General features: G+C 70.9%; 15 protein-coding genes. All 15 read right to left on the bottom strand.

All coding sequences use genetic code 11. The annotated features are described in order from the left end of the window. Positions 1-290, bottom strand: a 290-nt coding sequence (locus tag ACFWA7_RS21555) for a hypothetical protein (RefSeq protein WP_385824603.1), incomplete at its 3' end; no start/stop codon positions are given. Between the two features lie 261 nt (positions 291-551). Then, positions 552-1,379 (bottom strand): TIGR03936 family radical SAM-associated protein, encoded by an 828-nt coding sequence (locus ACFWA7_RS21550; RefSeq protein ID WP_385547385.1) that lies wholly within the window; start codon positions 1,377-1,379, stop codon positions 552-554. Positions 1,380-1,510: 131 nt separating this feature from the next. Beyond that, a complete protein-coding gene (locus ACFWA7_RS21545; RefSeq protein ID WP_385824601.1) occupies positions 1,511-2,599 on the bottom strand; it encodes a hypothetical protein in 1,089 nt (362 codons plus the stop codon). A gap of 74 nt (positions 2,600-2,673) precedes the next feature. Beyond that, positions 2,674-4,602 (bottom strand): TIGR03960 family B12-binding radical SAM protein, encoded by a 1,929-nt coding sequence (locus tag ACFWA7_RS21540; RefSeq protein WP_385547391.1) that lies wholly within the window; start codon positions 4,600-4,602, stop codon positions 2,674-2,676. A gap of 212 nt (positions 4,603-4,814) precedes the next feature. Continuing rightward, a complete protein-coding gene (locus ACFWA7_RS21535) occupies positions 4,815-6,362 on the bottom strand; it encodes a CHAD domain-containing protein (protein ID WP_385824599.1) in 1,548 nt (515 codons plus the stop codon). Between the two features lie 127 nt (positions 6,363-6,489). After that, a complete protein-coding gene (gene rodA, locus ACFWA7_RS21530) occupies positions 6,490-7,680 on the bottom strand; it encodes a rod shape-determining protein RodA (RefSeq protein WP_385547397.1) in 1,191 nt (396 codons plus the stop codon). Between the two features lie 5 nt (positions 7,681-7,685). Next, positions 7,686-9,890 (bottom strand): penicillin-binding protein 2, encoded by a 2,205-nt coding sequence (gene mrdA / locus ACFWA7_RS21525; protein WP_385547400.1) that lies wholly within the window; start codon positions 9,888-9,890, stop codon positions 7,686-7,688. Positions 9,891-9,906: 16 nt separating this feature from the next. Further along, positions 9,907-10,590: a rod shape-determining protein MreD gene (gene mreD / locus ACFWA7_RS21520; protein ID WP_385547403.1), complete on the bottom strand. Its 684-nt coding sequence runs from the start codon at positions 10,588-10,590 to the stop codon at positions 9,907-9,909. A 12-nt stretch (positions 10,591-10,602) separates the two neighbouring features. After that, a complete protein-coding gene (gene mreC, locus ACFWA7_RS21515; RefSeq protein WP_385824597.1) occupies positions 10,603-11,685 on the bottom strand; it encodes a rod shape-determining protein MreC in 1,083 nt (360 codons plus the stop codon). Between the two features lie 136 nt (positions 11,686-11,821). Next, positions 11,822-12,841 (bottom strand): rod shape-determining protein, encoded by a 1,020-nt coding sequence (locus tag ACFWA7_RS21510; protein WP_385547428.1) that lies wholly within the window; start codon positions 12,839-12,841, stop codon positions 11,822-11,824. Positions 12,842-13,121: 280 nt separating this feature from the next. After that, the gene (ndk, locus tag ACFWA7_RS21505; RefSeq protein ID WP_385547409.1) at positions 13,122-13,535 is read right to left on the bottom strand and encodes a nucleoside-diphosphate kinase; all 414 of its coding nucleotides are present in this window, start codon (positions 13,533-13,535) and stop codon (positions 13,122-13,124) included. A gap of 287 nt (positions 13,536-13,822) precedes the next feature. Beyond that, positions 13,823-14,164, bottom strand: coding sequence for a DUF4233 domain-containing protein (locus ACFWA7_RS21500; protein ID WP_385824595.1), 342 nt, complete (start codon positions 14,162-14,164; stop codon positions 13,823-13,825). Between the two features lie 6 nt (positions 14,165-14,170). Beyond that, positions 14,171-15,682 carry a bifunctional folylpolyglutamate synthase/dihydrofolate synthase gene (locus ACFWA7_RS21495; protein WP_385547415.1) on the bottom strand — a complete coding sequence of 504 codons (1,512 nt, stop codon included), beginning with the start codon at positions 15,680-15,682 and terminating at the stop codon, positions 14,171-14,173. 203 nt (positions 15,683-15,885) lie between these two features. Next, on the bottom strand, positions 15,886-16,989 hold the full coding sequence (locus ACFWA7_RS21490) for a sensor histidine kinase (RefSeq protein WP_385547418.1): 1,104 nt from the start codon (positions 16,987-16,989) through the stop codon (positions 15,886-15,888). A 154-nt stretch (positions 16,990-17,143) separates the two neighbouring features. Next, on the bottom strand, positions 17,144-19,795 hold the full coding sequence (locus ACFWA7_RS21485; RefSeq protein WP_385824593.1) for a valine--tRNA ligase: 2,652 nt from the start codon (positions 19,793-19,795) through the stop codon (positions 17,144-17,146). Positions 19,796-19,823: the final 28 nt, after the last annotated feature.

Raw genomic sequence — 19,823 nt, 5'->3', positions numbered from 1 at the left:
TCGGCCTCGGCCTCGGTCTCCTCGGCGGCCTTGGGCGCACCCGCCGGAGCCGTGGCCTTACGGGTGGCGCGGCGGCGGGTGCGCGCCGGAGCGGCCTCGGCGGCGGCGGGTGCCTCGGCCGGGGCCTCGGTGGCCGCGGCGGCCGTCTCGGGCGCGTCGGCGCCGGCGGCTCCCGGCGGACCGGCGGGCCGCGACGCCGCGCGGCGCCTGCGGCGCGGCGGCAGCGTGTCGCTGGGGCTGTTGTTGTCGTCCCCGGTCACACCGGGTTCGTTCTTCTCGTTCTCAAGCATGCGGGCGTAGCTCCCGTCACGCTCCCGGGCGCCGCGCCTGGTTCCGGTCCGGCGGCACGTCCGCGTGATGTGCGCGGGTGACGTCGTCCGGGGCGCGGTCGCCGCACGGGAGCTGATATGTCCGGCTCGCCGGTTCCGTACGCGATGTACGCACGGCCTGGCGAAAGTCTTCTGGTCTGTGCGCTGCCCGACCCAGGTGGCTCCCGAGTACCAGGGCTGCGCTACAACGACTGCCCCTTGCGGCGGGACCGCCCCCAAGGCCTAGAGGGCCAGGGAGGTACCCCCAGGCGCCGTCGCAGAAGCGGTCCCGGCGGCCTTGGGTGGAGCGGCCGGGGCTGCCTCGCGGTCGGGCGCGAGCGGGTCGGTCACCGTGCCGGACTCCTCGTCGAAGAGCCCCTGCGCCAGCCTGGTCACCGCTGCGGGGACCGGCGGCGCCAGGTCGGCCACAGCTCGGAGACCGGACAGGACGTCGTCGGGTCGCACGGCAGGTGTCAGGTGCCGTACCACCAGGCGCAGTATCGCACAGGGCTTGTCCACCGGCCTATTGATGGGCGCGGCGGGAGCCGCTCCGGCGGAGCCGACGAAGTCGGACTGTGGAGGAAGCGCCTGGAGTCCGGCGACCGCGCCGCGCGTGTCGAAGGTGCGCACGCCGTTCTTGGTCTTGCGCTGGACCTCGACGGTCTCGGCGGCGAGGAAGGCCTCGACGGCCTTCTCGGCGTCCTCGACGGCCACGCCGTCGAGGCGCATCTCCCAGATGGAGGCGGTCAGCCGGTCGGCGAGGCCCGAGGTGCGGGCCTCCACGGCGTCGGTGATGTCGAGCCCGGTGGGCAGCGACTCGTCGAGCAGCGTGAGCAGCTTCGCCGGGTCGCGGTACTCGGTGAGCGCGATCTCCAGGTACTCGGCCTCGGAGCCGGTGCCGGTGGGGGCGGCGTTCGCGTACGAGACCTTGGGGTGCGGGGTGAAGCCCGCCGAGTACGCCATGGGCACTTCGGCGCGGCGCAGCGCGCGTTCGAAGGCGCGCTGGAAGTCGCGGTGGCTGGTGAACCGGAGGCGGCCGCGCTTGGTGTAGCGCAGTCGGATGCGCTGCACCGCGGGTGCGGGCGGCGGGCCTTCGGGCTGTCGCTTGCCCAGTGGTTCTCTCCTCGTGCGGGGCGGGCGCGGTGGGCGCCGCCCACCTGTCCTGTGGGGGCCCTCCGGTCACAGCCCGCGCGCCGCCCGGCTCATCCCTCCGACTTGTGGAGGGAGATCTCGGGGGCGGGCACCGCGCCGGAGGCAGTAGTTGTACTACCCAGAGTACGCGCAGGATGCGGTGGTGGTTCCCGGGGCGGGCCGCCCACGAGCGCCCGCCGGGTTTCGGCGCGGGCCTGCCGGACGGTGTCGCGGGCCGCGGCGAGGGCTTCGCGCGCGGTGCGTCCTGCGGCGCCGAGCGCGGCACCCGCGACCCGTCCGGCCTCGACGGCGGCCCGCTTCACCGGGGCCCACACCGTGTCCCGGACCCAGTGCAGGACGGGCGCGCACACCGTCCGCCACACCCACCGCACCGGCCGTCCGACCAGCTGCCACCCGAGCCACTTCAGCCCGCGCCCGACGGCCCGGGAGAGGTGTCCGGCGATCCGCCAGGCGTGCCCGAACGCGGCGGCGACCTCGCGGGCGACGACCGCGACGGCGTGCCCGATCGGCGTCAGCACACGCCGGTAGAACCACTCGACGGGCACCACAAACAAGACCAAACCCACTCGAACGAGGGCAGTTCCGATCGCGGAGACGACCATCCCGATCCCCCGGGCGGCCCAGGCGAGCCCCACCCCGAGCCCGGCGCCGACCCAGGCCAGCCCGACCCACGCTCCGGTCGCGACCCGGGCCAGCCCCGCCCCCACCCCGGTCGCGACCCAGGCCAGCCCCGCCCCCACCCCGGCGGCGGCCCACGCGATGCCATGGCCCACCGGAGTGAGCACATACCGGTACAGCCACACCACCGGGGCGACCACCCCGTACCGCCACACCGGCACGACCAGCCACCGCCACAGCCACGCCAGCGGGGTCACCACCAAGGTGCGGAGCAGCCAGGACAGGCAGTGGCCGAGGAAGGCGAGGGGGACCACGACCAGCGTGTGGCCCAGCCACTTCAGCGCGCGGCCCGCCGGGCGCAGGACCGTGCGGTGGAGGGCACGGGCGGCCGCGGCCAGGACGTCCCAGATCATGCGGACCGGCACGACCAGGACCAGGACGATGATCCGCACGGGGATGCGGATCGCGACGGTCAGACAGCCCTCGGGCTGCCCCGGCGGCGGTTGCTGCGGGAGTTCCATGGACGTCAGGACGCGGCAAAGGCCCCGCATCGTTGCGATGCGGGGCCTGCCGTGATCAACCGGTGATCGAGTGGTTACTTGACGACCGTCAACGGAAGCAGTTTCTTGCCCGTCGGGCCGATCTGGATGTGCGTGTCCATCTGCGGGCACACACCGCAGTCGAAGCACGGCGTCCAGCGGCAGTCCTCGACCTCGGTCTCGTCCAGCGCGTCCTGCCAGTCCTCCCAGAGCCAGTCCTTGTCGAGACCGGAGTCCAGGTGGTCCCAGGGCAGGACCTCCTCGTACGTACGCTCGCGCGTGGTGTACCAGTCGACGTCCACGCCGTACGACGGCAGCGTCTTCTCGGCGCAGGCCATCCAGCGGTCGTAGGAGAAGTGCTCGCGCCAGCCGTCGAAGCGGCCGCCGTCCTCGTAGACGGCCCGGATGACGGAGCCGACGCGGCGGTCGCCGCGCGAGAGCAGGCCCTCGACGATGCCCGGCTTGCCGTCGTGGTAGCGGAAGCCGATGGAGCGGCCGTACTTCTTGTCGCCGCGGATCTTGTCGCGGAGCTTGCCCAGGCGCTCGTCCGTCTGCTCGGCGGAGAGCTGCGGCGCCCACTGGAACGGGGTGTGGGGCTTGGGGACGAAGCCGCCGATCGACACCGTGCAGCGGATGTCGTTCTGGCCCGACACCTCGCGGCCCTTGGCGATCACGTTGACCGCCATGTCGCCGATCTGCAGGACGTCGTCGTCGGTCTCGGTGGGCAGGCCGCACATGAAGTACAGCTTCACCTGGCGCCAGCCGTTGCCGTACGCGGTCGCGACGGTACGGATCAGGTCCTCTTCGGAGACCATCTTGTTGATGACCTTGCGCATGCGCTCGCTGCCGCCCTCGGGGGCGAAGGTCAGACCGGAGCGACGGCCGTTCCTGGTCAGCTCGTTGGCGAGGTCGACGTTGAAGGCGTCCACACGGGTGGAGGGGAGGGACAGGCCGATCTTGTCCTCCGTGTACCGGTCCGCGAGGCCCTTGGCGATCTCACCGATCTCGGTGTGGTCGGCGCTCGACAGGGACAGCAGGCCGACTTCCTCGAAGCCGGTCGCCTTGAGACCCTTCTCCACCATCTCGCCGATGCCGGTGATGCTTCGCTCCCGCACGGGGCGCGTGATCATGCCGGCCTGGCAGAAACGGCAGCCGCGGGTGCAGCCGCGGAAGATCTCGACGGACATGCGCTCGTGGACGGTCTCCGCGAGCGGCACGAGCGGCTGCTTCGGGTACGGCCACTCGTCGAGGTCCATGACGGTGTGCTTGCTGACCCGCCACGGCACGCCCGACTTGTTCGGGACGACACGGCCGATGCGGCCGTCCGGCAGGTACTCGACGTCGTAGAACGCCGGGACGTAGATGTTGCCGGTCTTGGCGAGGCGGAACAGGACCTCCTCGCGCCCGCCGGGGCGCCCTTCGGCCTTCCACCCGCGGATTATCTCGGTCATGTCGAGCACGGCCTGCTCGCCGTCGCCGATGACCGCGCAGTCGATGAAGTCCGCGACCGGCTCGGGGTTGAAGGCCGCGTGGCCGCCCGCGAGGACGATCGGGTCGTCCATGGTGCGGTCCTTGGACTCCAGCGGGATGCCCGCGAGGTCCAGGGCCGTGAGCATGTTGGTGTAGCCGAGCTCGGTGGAGAAGCTGAGGCCGAAGACGTCGAAGGCGCCGACCGGGCGGTGGCTGTCCACGGTGAACTGCGGAAGCTTGTGCTCGCGCATCAGCGCTTCCATGTCCGGCCACACGCTGTACGTGCGCTCGGCGAGGACGCCCTCGCGCTCGTTCAGCACCTCGTAGAGGATCATGACGCCCTGGTTGGGCAGCCCGACCTCGTACGCGTCCGGGTACATGAGCGCCCAGCGGACATCGCAGCTCCCCCAGTCCTTGACGGTGGAGTTGAGCTCGCCGCCGACGTACTGGATCGGCTTCTGCACGTGCGGGAGCAGAGCTTCGAGCTGCGGGAAGACAGACTCGGCAGCAGACATCTGGAACCTTCGTGAGCTGGCTGGGGGGCGACTCTCAAGCGTAACCCGAGTCGAGCCGCCCCCGGCACGGCGATCTTGAACGGCCCCGCAGCGGTGGGCGCAGAGCGCCCGGCGCACCTCGCGGCTTTCCCATGGTGGACCACCTCCGCCCGCACGGAGAAGCCGTGCACCGATAAGCCGTGCACCGATAAAACGATCGCCAGCCCGTTCGGTTACGCCCCGAGCGCCGCCCGCAGCTTCGGCCGCGACGCCCTGTGCCACACCCCGGGCAGCTCCCGCTCGCGGTCGGCCGCCGCCGCCACCTCCTGGCCGTACAGGAGTCCCCAGGTGAACGCGGACTCGCCGGCCAGGTGGGCCTGGATCGCCAGGCCGCGCAGGGCCTCGCGGGCCACCACGCTGTCCTGGTGGTCGCCCAGGACCGTCTGCACCGCCTTCATCCGCTTGGCGAACCTCTTCGCGGGGGCGCCGAGCGCGGGCTCGGCGGCCTCGGCGGCGTACCGGGCGCGCTTGGCCGCCTTGCGGGCGGCGTGCATGGCCAGGTCGCGCGGCTCGCCGGGACCGAGCTCCAGGGCATGTGCTATCCGGCCCGCCAGCCGCTCGTAGTCCTTGATCACCGCCTTGGGCAGCACCTCCGCGACCGGCCGCCGGGCCGCCGGGCGAAGCGGCGGGGCGGCGAGCAGCGCGTCCAGGGTGTCGAGCAGGGCGAGGTAGCGCTTGCTGTCCAGGACCGCGAGGGTCTTGCGGCGCGAGCCGGAGCGGCGGGCGACGCTCCAGATGCGCAGCCGTCCCCGGACCGGTCCGAGCAGGAGGGTGCGGGTCAGGGCGGCGATGCGGTTCTGGAGGCGTTCGGTGAGCACTTCCTGGTCGCGGTCGACGCCGAGCTCGGCCGCGAGCCACTTCAGCTCCTCGCCGACGGGGTCGGTGACGGTCCGGTCGAGGACCTTCCCGTACGACTTGAAGGCGCTGCGCAGCCGGCGCGTGGCGACGCGCATCTGGTGGACGGAGTCGGGCAGCTCGCGCCGGACGGCCGGGTCGAAGCCGATCAGGGCGTCGCGCTGGGCGCGGAGGTAGCCGAGGACGTGGCCGCCGGCGGTGGCCTTGTCCCCGGCAGGAGTCCTGTCCGCGGCCGGGGGCTTGGGGAGGCCAGGTACCGACGGGGCCGTCTCCGCCAGCGCCCGCGCCAGTTTCGACGCGCTCTGCGACGGGCGCAGGCCCGTCTTGCGCAGGCGCTTCTCGACGCGGTCGAGGAGGGCGGGGTCCACCTCGTCGGCGAGTTCCACCTCGATCTCGGTCCAGGCGGCCGTGGCGACCTGCCCCGGGCTCAGCCGCTGCGCCCGCACCGCGTCGACGCTCACCTCGGCGAGCAGCGCGCCGTCCTCGTCGAGCAGATGGCGTACGTGGCGGGAGGAGAGCAGCCGTACGACGGGGGTCAGTGGCGTGTCGCGGACGCGGGAGCGCAGGAGGGCGGCCAGGGTGCGGGGGACGTCCGGGGACAGGGGTGCGCGGATCTCGTCGCGGATGCCGGTGGCGACCGGGAACTTCAGGTGCCAGCCCGCGTCGTCGCCGCCCGTTCTGCGGCGCAGGGTGAGGGAGTCCGCGGCCAGGCGCAGGTCCTGGGTGTCGTAGTAGACGGCGTCCAGCTCCGCCACGCCCTTGTCGACGACGCTGGCGACGCCCGCGGCCTTCGTGAGGTCGGGGAGCCGGACGTCGTCGCCGGTGGCTTCGTACTTCCGCTCGATCTCGCGCTTCGTCTCCGCCATGAATTGAATCTAGACGCGAAATCGGGCCCTAAACAGAGCGCCGGACCGGCCATCGCGGCCGGTCCGGCATTCCTCGTGGCCCAGGGGGCGCGCAGCAGCCATGTCACCCGCGCCCCCAGCGGGGCGCTCACGCCGTTATCGGGCGCTGCACTCTGATCGACTGGAGGAGTCCGATCGCCACCCAGACGGCGAACATCGACGATCCTCCGTATGAGACGAACGGCAGGGGCAGGCCCGCCACCGGCATGATGCCGAGCGTCATCCCGATGTTCTCGAAGGACTGGAACCCGAACCAGGCGATGATCCCGGCCGCCACGACCGTGCCGTACAGCTCGGTCGTCTCGCGGGCGATGCGGCAGGCGCGCCACAGGACCACGCCGAGCAGCACGAGGATCAGGCCCGCGCCGACGAAGCCGAGCTCCTCGCCCGCGACGGTGAAGACGAAGTCCGTCTGCTGTTCGGGGACGAACTGGCCGGTGGTCTGGCTGCCCTTGAACAGTCCGGTGCCGGTCAGTCCGCCGGAGCCGATGGCGATACGGGCCTGGTTGGTGTTGTAGCCGACGCCCGCCGGGTCGAGGTTGGGGTTGGCGAAGGCCGCGAAGCGGTTGATCTGGTACTCGTCGAGCAGCCCGAGCGCCGCCACCGCGACCGCGCCCGCCACGCCCGCTCCTATCAGGCCGAGCACCCACCGGTTGGAGGCTCCACAGGCGAGCAGCACGCCCAGGATTATGATCACGATGACCATGACCGAGCCGAGGTCCGGCATCATCATGATGATCAGGATCGGCAGCGCGGCCAGGCCCAGCGACTTCATCACCGTGCGGTGGTCGGGGTGGGCCTGGTCCCCGGCGTCGACGCGCGACGCCAGTATCATCGCCATCCCCAGGATGATCGTGATCTTGGTGAACTCGGAGGGCTGGAGCGAGAAGCCGCCGCCGATGATGATCCAGGCGTGCGCACCGTTGACGGTCGCGCCCAGCGGGGTCAGCACGGCGAGGATCAGCACCACCGACAGCCCGTAGAGCACCGGCACCGCGCCCCGCAGGGTGCGGTGGCCCAGCCAGATCGTGCCGATCATCAGGCCGAAGCCGATGCCGGTGTTCATGGCGTGGCGGATCAGGAAGTAGTACGGGTCGCCCTGGTTGAGCTGGGTGCGGTTGCGGGTCGCGGACCACACGAGCAGCGAGCCGATGAAGGACAGCGCGAGCGCCGCGAGCAGCAGCGGCCAGTCGAGCCGGCGCATCACCGAGTCGCGCGCGGTCAGCTTGGCGAAGGAGGAGCGCTCCGGCGCGTAGCGCTGGACGGAGAAGCCGGCCATGGTGCTCAGTCCCTCCGTCCGTGGCGCGCGCCGCCCCGGTTGTCGGTGTTGGCCGCGGCGAGCTGCTGCTCACCGGTCTTCTTCTCGGGGACTTTCTGCGAGTCCGGGTCGTACGGCTCGATCTTCGGCGCGTCGATGGAGCCGTCGGCCTGGATCCTGGGCAGGGTCTGCTGCGGCTCGGGCAGCAGGGCGCGCCCCAGGTCCTGGGTGCCCGCGTCGTCGAGCCCGTAGAGCGCGTCGTAGATGTTGCGCACGGCGGGGCCGGAGGCGCCGGAGCCCGTACCACCCTGGGAGATCGTCATGACGATCGAGTAGTCCTTGGTGTACGTGGCGAACCACGAGGTCGTCTGCTTGCCGTAGACCTCGGCGGTGCCGGTCTTGGCGTGCATCGGGATCTGCTTCTGCGGCCAGCCGCCGAACCGCCAGGCGGCCGTACCGCGGGTGGCGACTCCCGCGAGGGCTCCGTCTATGTCGTCGCGGGTGGCCCGGGTCATCGGCAGCTTGCCGTGCGCCTTGGGCTTGATCTCGTTGACCGACTTGCCGTCGGCGCTGATGACGGCCTTGCCGACGGTCGGGTCGTAGAGGGTGCCGCCGTTGGAGATCGCCGAGTAGATCGTCGCCATCTGGATGGGGGTGACGAGGGTGTCGCCCTGGCCGATGGAGTAGTTGACCGAGTCACCCGCGCGCATGAGGTTTCCCTCCAGGCAGTTCTCGTACTCGATCTTCTCGACGTAGTCGCCGTCCTTCTTGCCGTGCTTGCACCAGGCGTCCTTGTTGGCCGCCCAGAACCGCTGCTTCCACTGGCGGTCGGGGACCCGGCCGGGGACCTCGCTGGGCAGGTCGACTCCGGTCTTGGAGCCGAGCCCGAAGTCGTGGGCGGTCTTGTAGAACCAGTCGGCGGCGTCCTTCTTCGGCTTCATGCCGCCGTCCTTGAGCCACTGGTCGTGCGCGAGCCCGTAGTACACGGTGTCGCAGGAGACCTCCAGGGCCTGGCCGATGCTGATGCTGCCGTGGCCCTGGGACTCGAAGTTCTTGAAGACCTGTCCGCCCACCGAGTACGAACTGGGGCAGGGGTAGCTGCCGTTGAAGGCGTATCCGGCGCGGACCGCGGCCGCCGAGGAGACCACCTTGAAGATCGAGCCGGGGGCCGCCTGGCCCTGGATGGCCCGGTTCAGCAGCGGGTAGTTGGAGCCCTTGCCGGTGAGGGCCTGGTAGTCCTTGGCGGAGATGCCGCCGACCCAGGCGTTCGGATCGTAGTTGGGCAGCGACGCCATGGCGACGACCCGGCCGGTCTTGGCCTCCATCACCACGACCGCGCCCGCGTCCGCCTTGTAGTTCTCGTTGGTGTTCTTGTCGAACTCCTTGCGGGCCTCTTCCATCGCGTGGTTGAGCTCGTACTCGGCGACGGCCTGCACCCGTGCGTCTATCGACGTGACGATGTTCGAGCCCGGCTCGGCCTTGTCGCTCTGCGCCTGCCCGATGACCCGGCCGAGGTTGTCCACCTCGTAGCGGGTCACTCCCGCCTTGCCCCGCAGCTGCTTGTCGTACGTGCGCTCAAGGCCCGAGCGGCCCACCATGTCCGAGCGCAGATACGGCGAGTCGGTGTTCTTCGCCTTGGTGATCTCCTCGTCGGTGACCGGCGAGAGATAGCCGAGGACCTGGGCCGTGTTGGCCTTGCCCGGCGAGGTGTAGCGGCGCACCGCGGTGGGGTCGGCGGTGATGCCGGGGAAGTCCTCGGAGCGCTCGCGGATCTGGAGGGCCTGCTGGGTGGTGGCCTTGTCGGTGACCGGGATCGGCTGGTACGGCGAGCCGTTCCAGCACGGCTTGGGCGTCTTGGCGTCGCAGAGCCGGACCTTGTCCATGACGTCCTGCGGCTTCATGCCGAGGACGGTCGCGAGCCGGGTCAGCACGGCCTTGCCGTTGTCGGGCATCTTCGTCAGATCGGTACGGGACGCGGAGACCACGAGCCGGGTCTCGTTGTCGGCGAGCGGCACACCGCGCGCGTCCAGGATCGCGCCGCGCACGGCGGGCTGGACGACCTGCTGCACATGGTTGTTCTTGGCCTCGTCCTCGTACTCCTGCCCGTTGCGGATCTGGAGGTACCAGAGGCGCCCGCCCAGGGTGAGGAGCAGGGAGAAGACGAGGACCTGGATGATGATGAGCCGGATCTGCACCCGGGGGGTGCGTCCCGTCTCGGGGATGTTGCTCACGCCGTGGCCCCCTCGTTCACAGTCGCTTGACGCCCTTGATGCGGCCGGCCCGGGCCGCGCGGTTGCGGGCGGCCTTCACACGCAGGCCGCCCTTCTGGTTGCCGATGCGCAGCCCGGCGCCGCCGGAGAGCCAGCCGGAGGCGATGCCGGTGCCGTTCTTGGCCGAGCCGCCGCCCCCGGACGTCTCGCCGAGCGGGTCGTTCTCGGCCCGTCTGGCCAGCGCCATGATCAGCGGCACCGTGAACGGGGCGAGGAGCAGGTCGTAGACGGCGGCCGTGAACAGCAGGTTCACCAGGCCGACGTGGCGGGCCGCGGTGTCGCCGACGAGGGCGCCCACGCTCGCGTAGAGCAGTGTGGAGCCGACGGCCGCGCCGACCACCACGGCCATGGGCCCGGTGGCCGAGCGCAGCCGGCCGTGGTCGGGCTTGGCGAGCCCCGCCGCGTAGCCGATCACGCAGAGCACCAGGGCGTAGCGCCCGGCGGCGTGGTCGGCGGGCGGGGCGAGGTCGGAGAGCAGGCCCGCGCCGAACCCGACGAAGGCGCCGCCGAGGTGTCCGTAGACGAGGGCGAGGCCGACGACGGTGAGCAGCACCAGGTCCGGGACGGCGCCCGGGAGCTGGAGCCGGGCGAGGACGCTCACCTGGACGACGAGGGCGACGACGACCAGGGCGGAGGAGAGGATGACCCTGTTGATACGCATCTGGATCAGCTCCTACTGGTCGCCGTCGGCGGCGGCGTTGTTGTTCGCGTTGCCGTTGTTCGCGGGGCCGTTGGGGTTGGCGTTGGGATTCGCGGCGCCGTTGGGGTTGGGGTTGGCGTTGTTCGGGTCGCCGCCCGGGATCGGCACGTTCGGGTCCGCCGCGTTCGGGTTCGCCTGGTTCGGGTTCGGGGCCGGGGTGACCGTCACCGTCACGGTGGGCGTCGGGGCCGGCCTGGGCTTGGCGGGCAGCACCTGGTCGCGCGGGTCGGTGCGCGGGGCCTGGACGACGACGCCGACGATGTCGAGCTTGGTGAACCCGACGTACGGACGCACGTAGATGGTCCGGGTCAGGTCGCCGCCGGAGGGGTCGACGCGGACCACCTCGCCGACCGGGACGCCGGGCACGAACGGCTTGTCGGACTGCGATCCGAAGGTCACCAGGCGGTCGCCCGCCTTGACCTTGGCCTTGCCGTTGAGCAGCTGCACCGACAGCGGCCGGTCGCCCTGGCCGGTGGCGAAGCCCAGTTCGTCGCTGTTCTCCATCCGGGTGCCGACCGTGAAGTCCGGGTCGTTGGCGAGCAGGACGGTGGCGGTGGACGGGCCGACGGTGGTGACCCGGCCGACGAGCCCCTCCCCGTTCAGTACGGTCATGTCGCGCTTGATGCCGTCGCGCGAGCCGGCGTCGATGGTGACGGTCCAGGAGAAGCCCTGGGCCGCTCCTATCCCGATGACCTGCGCGGCCTTGATGCCGTACTGGCCCTCGCCGGCGGTCTTGAGCATCGAGTCGAGCTGACCCAGGCGCGAACGGTTGCGGGCGTCGCTGCCGAGCTTCTGCTTCAGCGCCTCGTTCTCGCGCTGGAGGTCGGCGATCTTGTTGTGGCGCTCACCCGAGTCGCGCACCGCGCCGATGGCGTGGCCGACCGGGTCGACGGCGGCCGCCATGCCGTTCTCCACCGGCCCGAACACCGTGGCGGCGGCCTGCCGGGCCCCGTCCACCGGTGAATTCTCCCCACCCCGGATGTCGACCGTGATCAGCGCGAACGCTACGGCGATCAGCAGCACCAGGAGCAGCCGGCTCTCTCGTGTGTCCCTCACGTGCGGCGGCCGTGCCTTCCTCGTCGGAATCTTTTCGATCTGTATATCAACGATCCGCCGTATGGGTCGGCACTGGCCCGTACGGGCGGTCCCCCCTGGCCACTCGGTGACCCGGGGGGACGGCGGCCGGTGGCGCTTATCGGCGCGGCTGGGCGTCGAGGACCTGCTGGAGCGCCTCGAACTCCTCGACGCACTTGCCGGCTCCCAGAGCGACCGAATCCAGCGGGTCCTCGGCGATGTGGATCGGCATGCCGGTCTCGCGGCGCAGCCGCTCGTCGAGGCCGCGCAGCAGGGCGCCGCCGCCGGTGAGGACGATGCCGCGGTCCATGATGTCGCCGGAGAGCTCGGGCGGGCACTTGTCGAGCGTCGTCTTCACGGCGTCGACGATCGCGTTGACCGGCTCCTCGATGGCCTTGCGGACCTCGGCGGCCGAGATGACCACGGTCTTGGGCAGCCCGGAGACCAGGTCGCGGCCGCGGATCTCGGTGTGCTCGTCCTTGTCGAGTTCGTACGCCGAGCCGATGGTGATCTTGATCTGTTCGGCGCTGCGCTCACCGAGGAGGAGGCTGTACTCCTTCTTGATGTGCTGGATGATCGCGTTGTCCAGCTCGTCGCCGGCGACGCGGATGGACTGCGCCGTGACGATTCCGCCGAGCGAGATCACCGCGACCTCGGTGGTGCCGCCGCCGATGTCGACGACCATGTTGCCGGTCGCCTCGTGGACGGGCAGGCCCGAGCCGATGGCCGCGGCCATGGGCTCCTCGATGATGTGCACCTGGCGGGCGCCGGCCTGGGTGGAGGCCTCGATGACGGCGCGGCGCTCGACTCCGGTGATACCGGAGGGCACACAGACGACGACGCGCGGGCGCGCCAGGTAGCGCCGCTTGTGGATCTTCAGGATGAAGTAGCGGAGCATCCGCTCCGTGATCTCGAAGTCGGCGATGACGCCGTCCTTCAGCGGTCGTACGGCCACGATGTTGCCCGGCGTACGGCCGATCATCTTCTTCGCCTCGGCGCCGACCGCCAGGATGCCGCCGGTGTTGGTGTTGATGGCGACGACGGACGGCTCGTTCAGGACGATTCCGCGGCCCCTGACGTACACCAGCGTGTTGGCGGTCCCGAGGTCGACAGCCATGTCACGGCCGATGAACGACATGTTGTTGCTCCCCATGAGGATGCGTCCGGCCTTCCCTAATCGAGCGTTGACGGCTTTTTAGGTCGGCGAGGTGGGTGCTGTGGGCGTGAGGCTCCATCGTAGTGCCGCCTGCACGGACACGGCGCGTTGGTCCACCTCTGGTAATGGTGACGACGTGTCGGTGCGATGCGTTCCCGACTTCGCCCCGCATATACCGAAGGGCGACCGAAATTCCTTCGGTCGCCCCAGGTCATGAGCGCTATATGGCTGACGCCCGGTCAGGAAATGGACCGGACCGGACTCAGACCAGACCCGGGAAGAAGATCTTCAGCTCGCGCTCGGCGGACTCCTCGGAGTCCGAGGCGTGGATGAGGTTCTCCCGGACGATGGTGCCGAAGTCGCCCCGGACGGAGCCGGGCGCGGCCGCGATCGGGTCGGTGGGACCCGCCAGTTGGCGTACGCCCTCGATGACCCGCTCGCCCTCGGCGACGAGGACGACGACGGGGCCGGAGGCCATGAAGCCCATCAGGGGCTCGTAGAACGGCTTGCCCTTGTGCTCGCCGTAGTGCGTCTCCAGGGTCTCCTGGTCCAGCGTGCGCAGCTCCATCGCCGGGATGGTCCAGCCGGCCTTGCGCTCGATACGGCCGATGATCTCGCCGATCAGGCCGCGACGGACGGCGTCGGGCTTGAGGATGACGAGAGTGCGCTGGGTCATGGTGTCCGGCTCCTTGCAGGCATACGTGTGCGGTGGGGCCGAGGCTACAGGGGGCCCGGGACGCGGCCGCACCCGGACCGCCCTGTCGGGGCCGCGGCATCGCGGGGCGCGAGCAGGTGCTTCGCCCGCGGACCGGATGTGGCTGATCGCGCAGGTGCCCGCGCCCCCTGACCGCCTGGGGGCGCGGCGAACTGCGCGGGTGCCCCAGCCCGGTCCGCAGACGAACCGGGGGCCGGGGCACGGCGGCCCCGGGGCCACATGAGGCCCCGGGCGCCCGCCCGGCCCACCTACACCTGCGGCGCCTCCGCCGCATAGCGGGCCTTCGCCTCGTCGACCTGGCGGCCGTAGTGGATCGAGGCCCACCACAGACCGGCGAAGACCGCGCCGAGGAAGAACATGTGCGGGACGACGAATCCGCTCGCGATCAGGGCGATCTGGAGCGCCCAGCCCAGCTGGACGCCGCCGGGACGGGTCAGCACACCGCACAGGAGCAGCGAGAACAGCATGGCGATGCCGCTGACCGTCCAGACGGTGGTGGACGTCAGATCCGGGTCCTTCATGGCGACCAGGCCGGCGAACCCTATGACGAAGAATTCACCGATGAGGGTGGAAGCGCAGAGCGTGCGCATCGGGCGTCAGCCCCTTCCCAGGAGCAGCCGGGCCTCGCCGACCGTGATCACGGAACCGGTGACGAGGACTCCCGCACCGGCGTACTCGTCCTCTTCCTCCGCCAGGGTGATCGCCGCCTCCAGCGCGTCGTCCAGGCGCGGCTCGACCGCCACCCGCTCGTCGCCGAAGACCTCGACGGCGACCGCGGCCAGCTCGTCGACGTCCATCGAGCGGTGGCTGGAGTTGGCGGTGACGACGATCTCGGCGAAGACCGGCTCGAAGGCCTCCAGGAGGCCCTTGACGTCCTTGTCGGCGCTGGCCGCGACCACGCCGATCAGCCGCGAGAAGCCGAACGCCTCGGTCAGGCCCTCGGCCGTGGCCAGGGCGCCCGCCGGGTTGTGGGCGGCGTCCAGGACGACGGTGGGGCTGCGGCGCACGACCTCCAGGCGGCCGGGCGAGACCACCGAGGCGAACGCCTTGCGGACGGTGTCCACGTCCAGCGGGCGGGCGTGCTCGGAGCCGATGCCGAAGAACGCCTCGACCGCGGAGAGCGCCACCGCCGCGTTGTGCGCCTGGTGCGCGCCGTACAGCGGGAGGAAGATGTCGTCGTACTCCCCGCCGAGGCCGCGCAGCGTCAGGAGCTGGCCGCCGACCGCGACCTCGCGCGCGACGATGCCGAACTCCATGCCCTCGCGCGCGACCGTCGCGTCCGCCCCGACGGCCTTCTTCAGCATCACCTGGGCCGCGTCGACCGGCTGCTGGGCCAGGATCACGGTCGCGTCCTGCTTGATGATCCCGGACTTCTCCACCGCGATCTCGGCGGGCGTGGAGCCGAGCCGGTCGGTGTGGTCCAGGGAGATGGGGGTGACCACGGCCACCGACGCGTCGATCACGTTGGTCGCGTCCCAGCTGCCTCCCATGCCGACCTCGACGACGGCCACGTCCACGGGGGTGTCCGCGAACGCCGCGTACGCCATGCCGGTGAGGACCTCGAAGAAGGAGAGGCGGTACTCCTGCTGGGCGTCGACCATCTCCACGTACGGCTTGATGTCCTCGTACGTCTCGATGAAGCGCTCGGCCGAGATCGGCGAGCCGTCCAGGCTGATGCGCTCGGTGATCGACTGGACGTGGGGGGAGGTGTACCGCCCGGTGCGCAGGTCGAAGGCGGCGAGCAGCGCCTCGATCATGCGGGCCGTGGACGTCTTGCCGTTGGTGCCGGTGATGTGGATCGAGGGGTACGCCCGCTGGGGCTCGCCCAGGACGTCCATCAGCGCCGAGATGCGCGAGACCGAGGGCTCCAGCTTGGTCTCGCCCCAGCGCGTCGCCAGCTCCGTCTCGACCGCGCGCAGCGCCTTGTCGATCTCGGGGTCGGCGGGGCGGGCGGGGACGGGGTCGCCCTGCGGGAGGCCGCCTTGGGTGCGCAGGGTGCGGCTGCCGGCCTCGATCACCGCCAGGTCGGGGTCGCGGTTTGTCTCGGCATCGACGATGTCGTCGAAGTGGTCGTCGGGGCTGCTGCTGCGGTCGGGCTGCTCGGTCACGGACCCAGTCTACGGAGGGGGACCGACAGGACCTTGGACCCGCCCCTTTCGCGGTCAGGGCATCGCGCCCTACGGCCCCTGCACGCCGCTTCGGGGCTCCGCCCCGGGTCTCCGTTCGTCTACAGGTCGTCTGTGGCCGGCCGCCACCGAACCCGCAGACAAAAAGGGGGTCGGGGCGCGGCCCCGAGCGGCAGCGGGCGGCATCACGCCGTGCCCGACGGCAGCGTCGCCTCGACCTCGTACGTCGTCGACGTGCGCCGCGTCGTCAGCGCACCCCCCATGCTCTCCACCCGCTCCCGCATCGAGAACGTCCCCGTCCCCGACGACACCGGCGCCGTCGACGGCACCGTGGACGGCAGGCTGTTGCGGACGTGGACGTGGAGTTCGCCGCCCCGGACGCCGATCGTCACCGCCACCCCCTCCCCCCGCGCATGCTTCACCGCGTTCGTGAGGCATTCCTGGACCACCCGGTACACCGCCGCCTGGCGCAACGGGGACAGCCCGTACGCCCGCTCGGCCACCGCCAGCGTCACCGGCGTCCCCGCCCGCCGCGTCTCCGCCGCCAGGGACGGGAGGCCGTCCAGGCCCGGGGTCGCCGTCCGTTCGTCCGCCCGGGCGACGATGATCTCGTTGAGCATGTGGTGCGCGCGGCGCGCCGTCTCGGCCAGGGAGTCGAAGTCCTGCTCGTGGGGGCCGCCCAGGGCCCGCCGCGCCCGTACCTCCGCCGTCACCGCCAGCATCGTCAGCTCGCGCCCCACCATGTCGTGGACGTCCCGCGCCACCGACGCCCGCTCGGCCTGCACGGCCTGGAGCGCCTGGACCTCGCGTACGAGATCCTGGCGGTACGTGGCCACGCCCACCGCCGACGACAGCACCCCCACCGGCACCACGATGCTCAGGAACGAGCTGAGCGTGTCCGCGCGGTGCCCCAGCCAGTCGGGGACGTAGAACAGCGTGCACGCCACCACCACGTACAGCACCGTCGCCACCACCGCCGTGCGGCGGCCCCGGAAGCGGCCGAGCGAGTACAGCGCGAACTGGATCAGCGTCAGCTGATGCAGCCAGCCGAGGAAGACCAGGGCGGCGAGGTAGGGGATCCACGGCCATCTGCGGCGCAGCAGCAGCGTGGCCGAGCCCGCCGCGAGCACCGGCGGCACCGTGGCCCCGCTGAGGGAGTTGTCCGCCGCCGCGAGGCCCGGCACATCGATGATCATCAGCGCGAAGGCGGCCAGCGCGATCAGTACGTCCAGGGCCCGGTCGTCGCCCAGCGCGCGCCGCAGCACGGAGGCGGGGGACGGAGCGTACATGCCTTCCATCATGCAAGGTCCTTGGACCTTCCATGGCTGACTTTCGACCCTGGTTGGGGGCTAATCGCGTGATTTGACCCACGTCGCGCCCGTACGCGAAAACGAAGGGCCCCGACCGTTCAAGTTCAACGGCCGGGGCCCTTCGAGTCCCTGCTTACGCCTGCGGCAGGTTCGCCAGCTGCGTCGTGATCCGGTCGATGTCCGCCTCGGCCTTGGCAAGGCGCGTACGGATCTTGTCGACCACGTTGTCCGGCGCCTTGGCGAGGAACGCCTCGTTGCCGAGCTTGCCGTTGGCCTGCTGCTTCTCCTTCTCGGCCGCGCCGAGGTCCTTCGCCAGGCGCTTGCGCTCCGCCTCGACGTCGATCGTGCCCGACAGGTCGAGCGCGACCGTGGCGCCCGCGACCGGCAGCGAGGCGGTGGCGTGGAAGCCCTCGCCCGCCGGCTGGAGGCGCAGCAGCTGGCGGATGGCCGCCTCGTGCGGGGCCAGCGCCGTACCGGTCAGGGTCAGCTCGGCCGGGACCTTCTGGCCGGGCTGCAGGCCCTGGTCGGACCGGAACCGGCGGACCTCGGTGACGACCTGCTGGACCAGCTCGATCTCACGCTCGGCGGCGTCGTCGCGGAAGCCACCCGGGGCGTCAGCCCCAGGAACAGACACAGCCTTCGGCCAGTCGGCGATGACGAGGGACTCGCCGCCGGTGAGGGTCGTCCAGAGGGTGTCGGTGACGAACGGGACGACGGGGTGCAGCAGGCGCAGGGTGACGTCCAGGACCTCGCCCAGGACCCGGCCGGAGACCCGCGCCTGCTCGCCGCCCTCGAAGAACGTCGTCTTCGACAGCTCGACGTACCAGTCGAAGACCTCGTCCCACGCGAAGTGGTAGAGGGCCTCCGACAGCTTCGAGAACTGGTAGTCCTCGTAGAGGGCGTCGACTTCGGCGACGGTCTTGTTCAGTCGGGACAGAATCCAGCGGTCGACCGCCGACAACTGCTCGGCGGGCGGCAGTTCGCCCTCGACCGTGGCGCCGTTCATCAGCGCGAAGCGCGTGGCGTTCCAGATCTTGTTGGCGAAGTTGCGGGACGCCTGGACCCAGTCCTCGCCGATCGGGACGTCGACACCCGGGTTCGCGCCGCGCGCCAGGGTGAAGCGGACCGCGTCGGAGCCGTAGGTGTCCATCCAGTCCAGCGGGTTGACCGCGTTGCCGAAGGACTTCGACATCTTCTTGCCGAACTGGTCGCGCACCATGCCGTGCAGGGCGATGGTGTGGAACGGCGGGGTGCCGTCCATCGCGTACAGACCGAACATCATCATCCGGGCGACCCAGAAGAAGAGGATGTCGTAGCCGGTGACCAGGACGGAGTTCGGGTAGAACTTCGCGAGGCTCTCGGTCTGCTGCGGCCAGCCGAGGGTGGAGAACGGCCACAGGCCGGAGGAGAACCAGGTGTCGAGGACATCGGTGTCCTGGCGCCAGCCCTCGCCCGTCGGCGCCTGCTCGTCCGGTCCGACACAGACGATCTCGCCGTTCGGGCCGTACCAGACGGGGATGCGGTGGCCCCACCAGAGCTGGCGCGAGATGCACCAGTCGTGGAGGTTGTCGACCCAGTCGAAGTAGCGCTTCTCCATCTCCTGCGGGTGGATCTTGACCTTGCCGTCGCGGACCGCGTCACCGGCGGCCTTGGCGAGCGGGCCGACCTTGACCCACCACTGCATCGACAGACGCGGCTCGATGGTGGTCTTGCAGCGCGAGCAGTGGCCGACAGAGTGGGTGTACGGGCGCTTCTCGGCGACGATGCGGCCGTCGGCGCGCAGGGCGGCGACGATGGCCGAGCGGGCCTCCAGCCGGTCCAGCCCCTGGAAGGGGCCGTGGGCGGTGATGACCGCGTGCTCGTCCATGACGGCGAGGTTCGGCAGGCCGTGGCGCTGGCCGATCTCGAAGTCATTCGGGTCGTGCGCAGGGGTCACCTTGACGGCGCCGGTGCCGAACTCGGGGTCGACGTGCTCATCGGCGACGACGGGGATACGGCGGCCGGTCAGCGGCAGCTCGATCTCGGTGCCGACAAGGTGCCGGTAACGCTCATCCTCGGGGTGGACGGCGACGGCGGTGTCGCCCAGCATCGTCTCGGCGCGGGTGGTCGCGACGACGATGGACGCGTCACCTTCCCCGTACCGGATCGAGACGAGCTCGCCCTCGTCGTCCTGGTACTCGACCTCGATGTCGGAGATCGCGGTGAGACAGCGCGGGCACCAGTTGATGATGCGCTCGGCGCGGTAGATCAGCTCGTCGTCGTAGAGCTTCTTGAAGATGGTCTGGACGGCCTCGGACAGGCCCTCGTCCATGGTGAACCGCTCGCGGGACCAGTCGACGCCGTCGCCGAGGCGGCGCATCTGGCCGGAGATCTGGCCGCCGGACTCGCCCTTCCACTGCCAGACGCGCTCGATGAACGCCTCGCGGCCCAGGTCGTGGCGGGACTTGCCCTCCTTGGCGAGCTCGCGCTCCACGACGTTCTGGGTGGCGATGCCGGCGTGGTCCATACCGGGCTGCCACAGCGTCTCGTAGCCCTGCATGCGCTTGCGGCGCGTGAGGGCGTCGATCAGCGTGTGCTCGAAGGCGTGGCCCAGGTGCAGGCTGCCGGTGACGTTGGGCGGCGGGATGACGATGGTGTACGGAGGCTTGTCGCTCTTGGCGTCGGCCTCGAAGTAACCGCGCTCCACCCAGCGCTCGTACAGCTCCCCCTCTACCTGGGCCGGCGCGTACTGGGTCGGCAGTTCGGTGGTGGGCGCTGGGTTCTGGTGCTGAGTGTTCTCGGTCACGGGGCTCAGTTTAGAGGTGTCACGGGCC

Source organism: Streptomyces sp. NPDC059994, from assembly GCF_042737755.1.
GTDB lineage: Bacteria > Actinomycetota > Actinomycetes > Streptomycetales > Streptomycetaceae > Streptomyces.
Note: the sequence above shows the minus strand (reverse complement) of the source record. Positions and strands in the feature narration are given on the sequence as shown.

What these genes read in the sequence shown, in the direction of transcription:
- ACFWA7_RS21540 (WP_385547391.1), bottom strand. Translation starts at nt 4,602, where the DNA reads ATGTCTGCTGCCGAGTCTGTCTTCCCGCAGCTCGAAGCTCTGCTCCCG.
- ACFWA7_RS21510 (WP_385547428.1), bottom strand. Translation starts at nt 12,841, where the DNA reads ATGTCGTTCATCGGCCGTGACATGGCTGTCGACCTCGGGACCGCCAAC.
- mreD (WP_385547403.1), bottom strand. Translation starts at nt 10,590, where the DNA reads ATGCGTATCAACAGGGTCATCCTCTCCTCCGCCCTGGTCGTCGTCGCC.
- ACFWA7_RS21535 (WP_385824599.1), bottom strand. Translation starts at nt 6,362, where the DNA reads ATGGCGGAGACGAAGCGCGAGATCGAGCGGAAGTACGAAGCCACCGGC.
- ACFWA7_RS21490 (WP_385547418.1), bottom strand. Translation starts at nt 16,989, where the DNA reads ATGTACGCTCCGTCCCCCGCCTCCGTGCTGCGGCGCGCGCTGGGCGAC.
- ACFWA7_RS21500 (WP_385824595.1), bottom strand. Translation starts at nt 14,164, where the DNA reads ATGCGCACGCTCTGCGCTTCCACCCTCATCGGTGAATTCTTCGTCATA.
- ndk (WP_385547409.1), bottom strand. Translation starts at nt 13,535, where the DNA reads ATGACCCAGCGCACTCTCGTCATCCTCAAGCCCGACGCCGTCCGTCGC.
- rodA (WP_385547397.1), bottom strand. Translation starts at nt 7,680, where the DNA reads ATGGCCGGCTTCTCCGTCCAGCGCTACGCGCCGGAGCGCTCCTCCTTC.
- ACFWA7_RS21545 (WP_385824601.1), bottom strand. Translation starts at nt 2,599, where the DNA reads ATGGAACTCCCGCAGCAACCGCCGCCGGGGCAGCCCGAGGGCTGTCTG.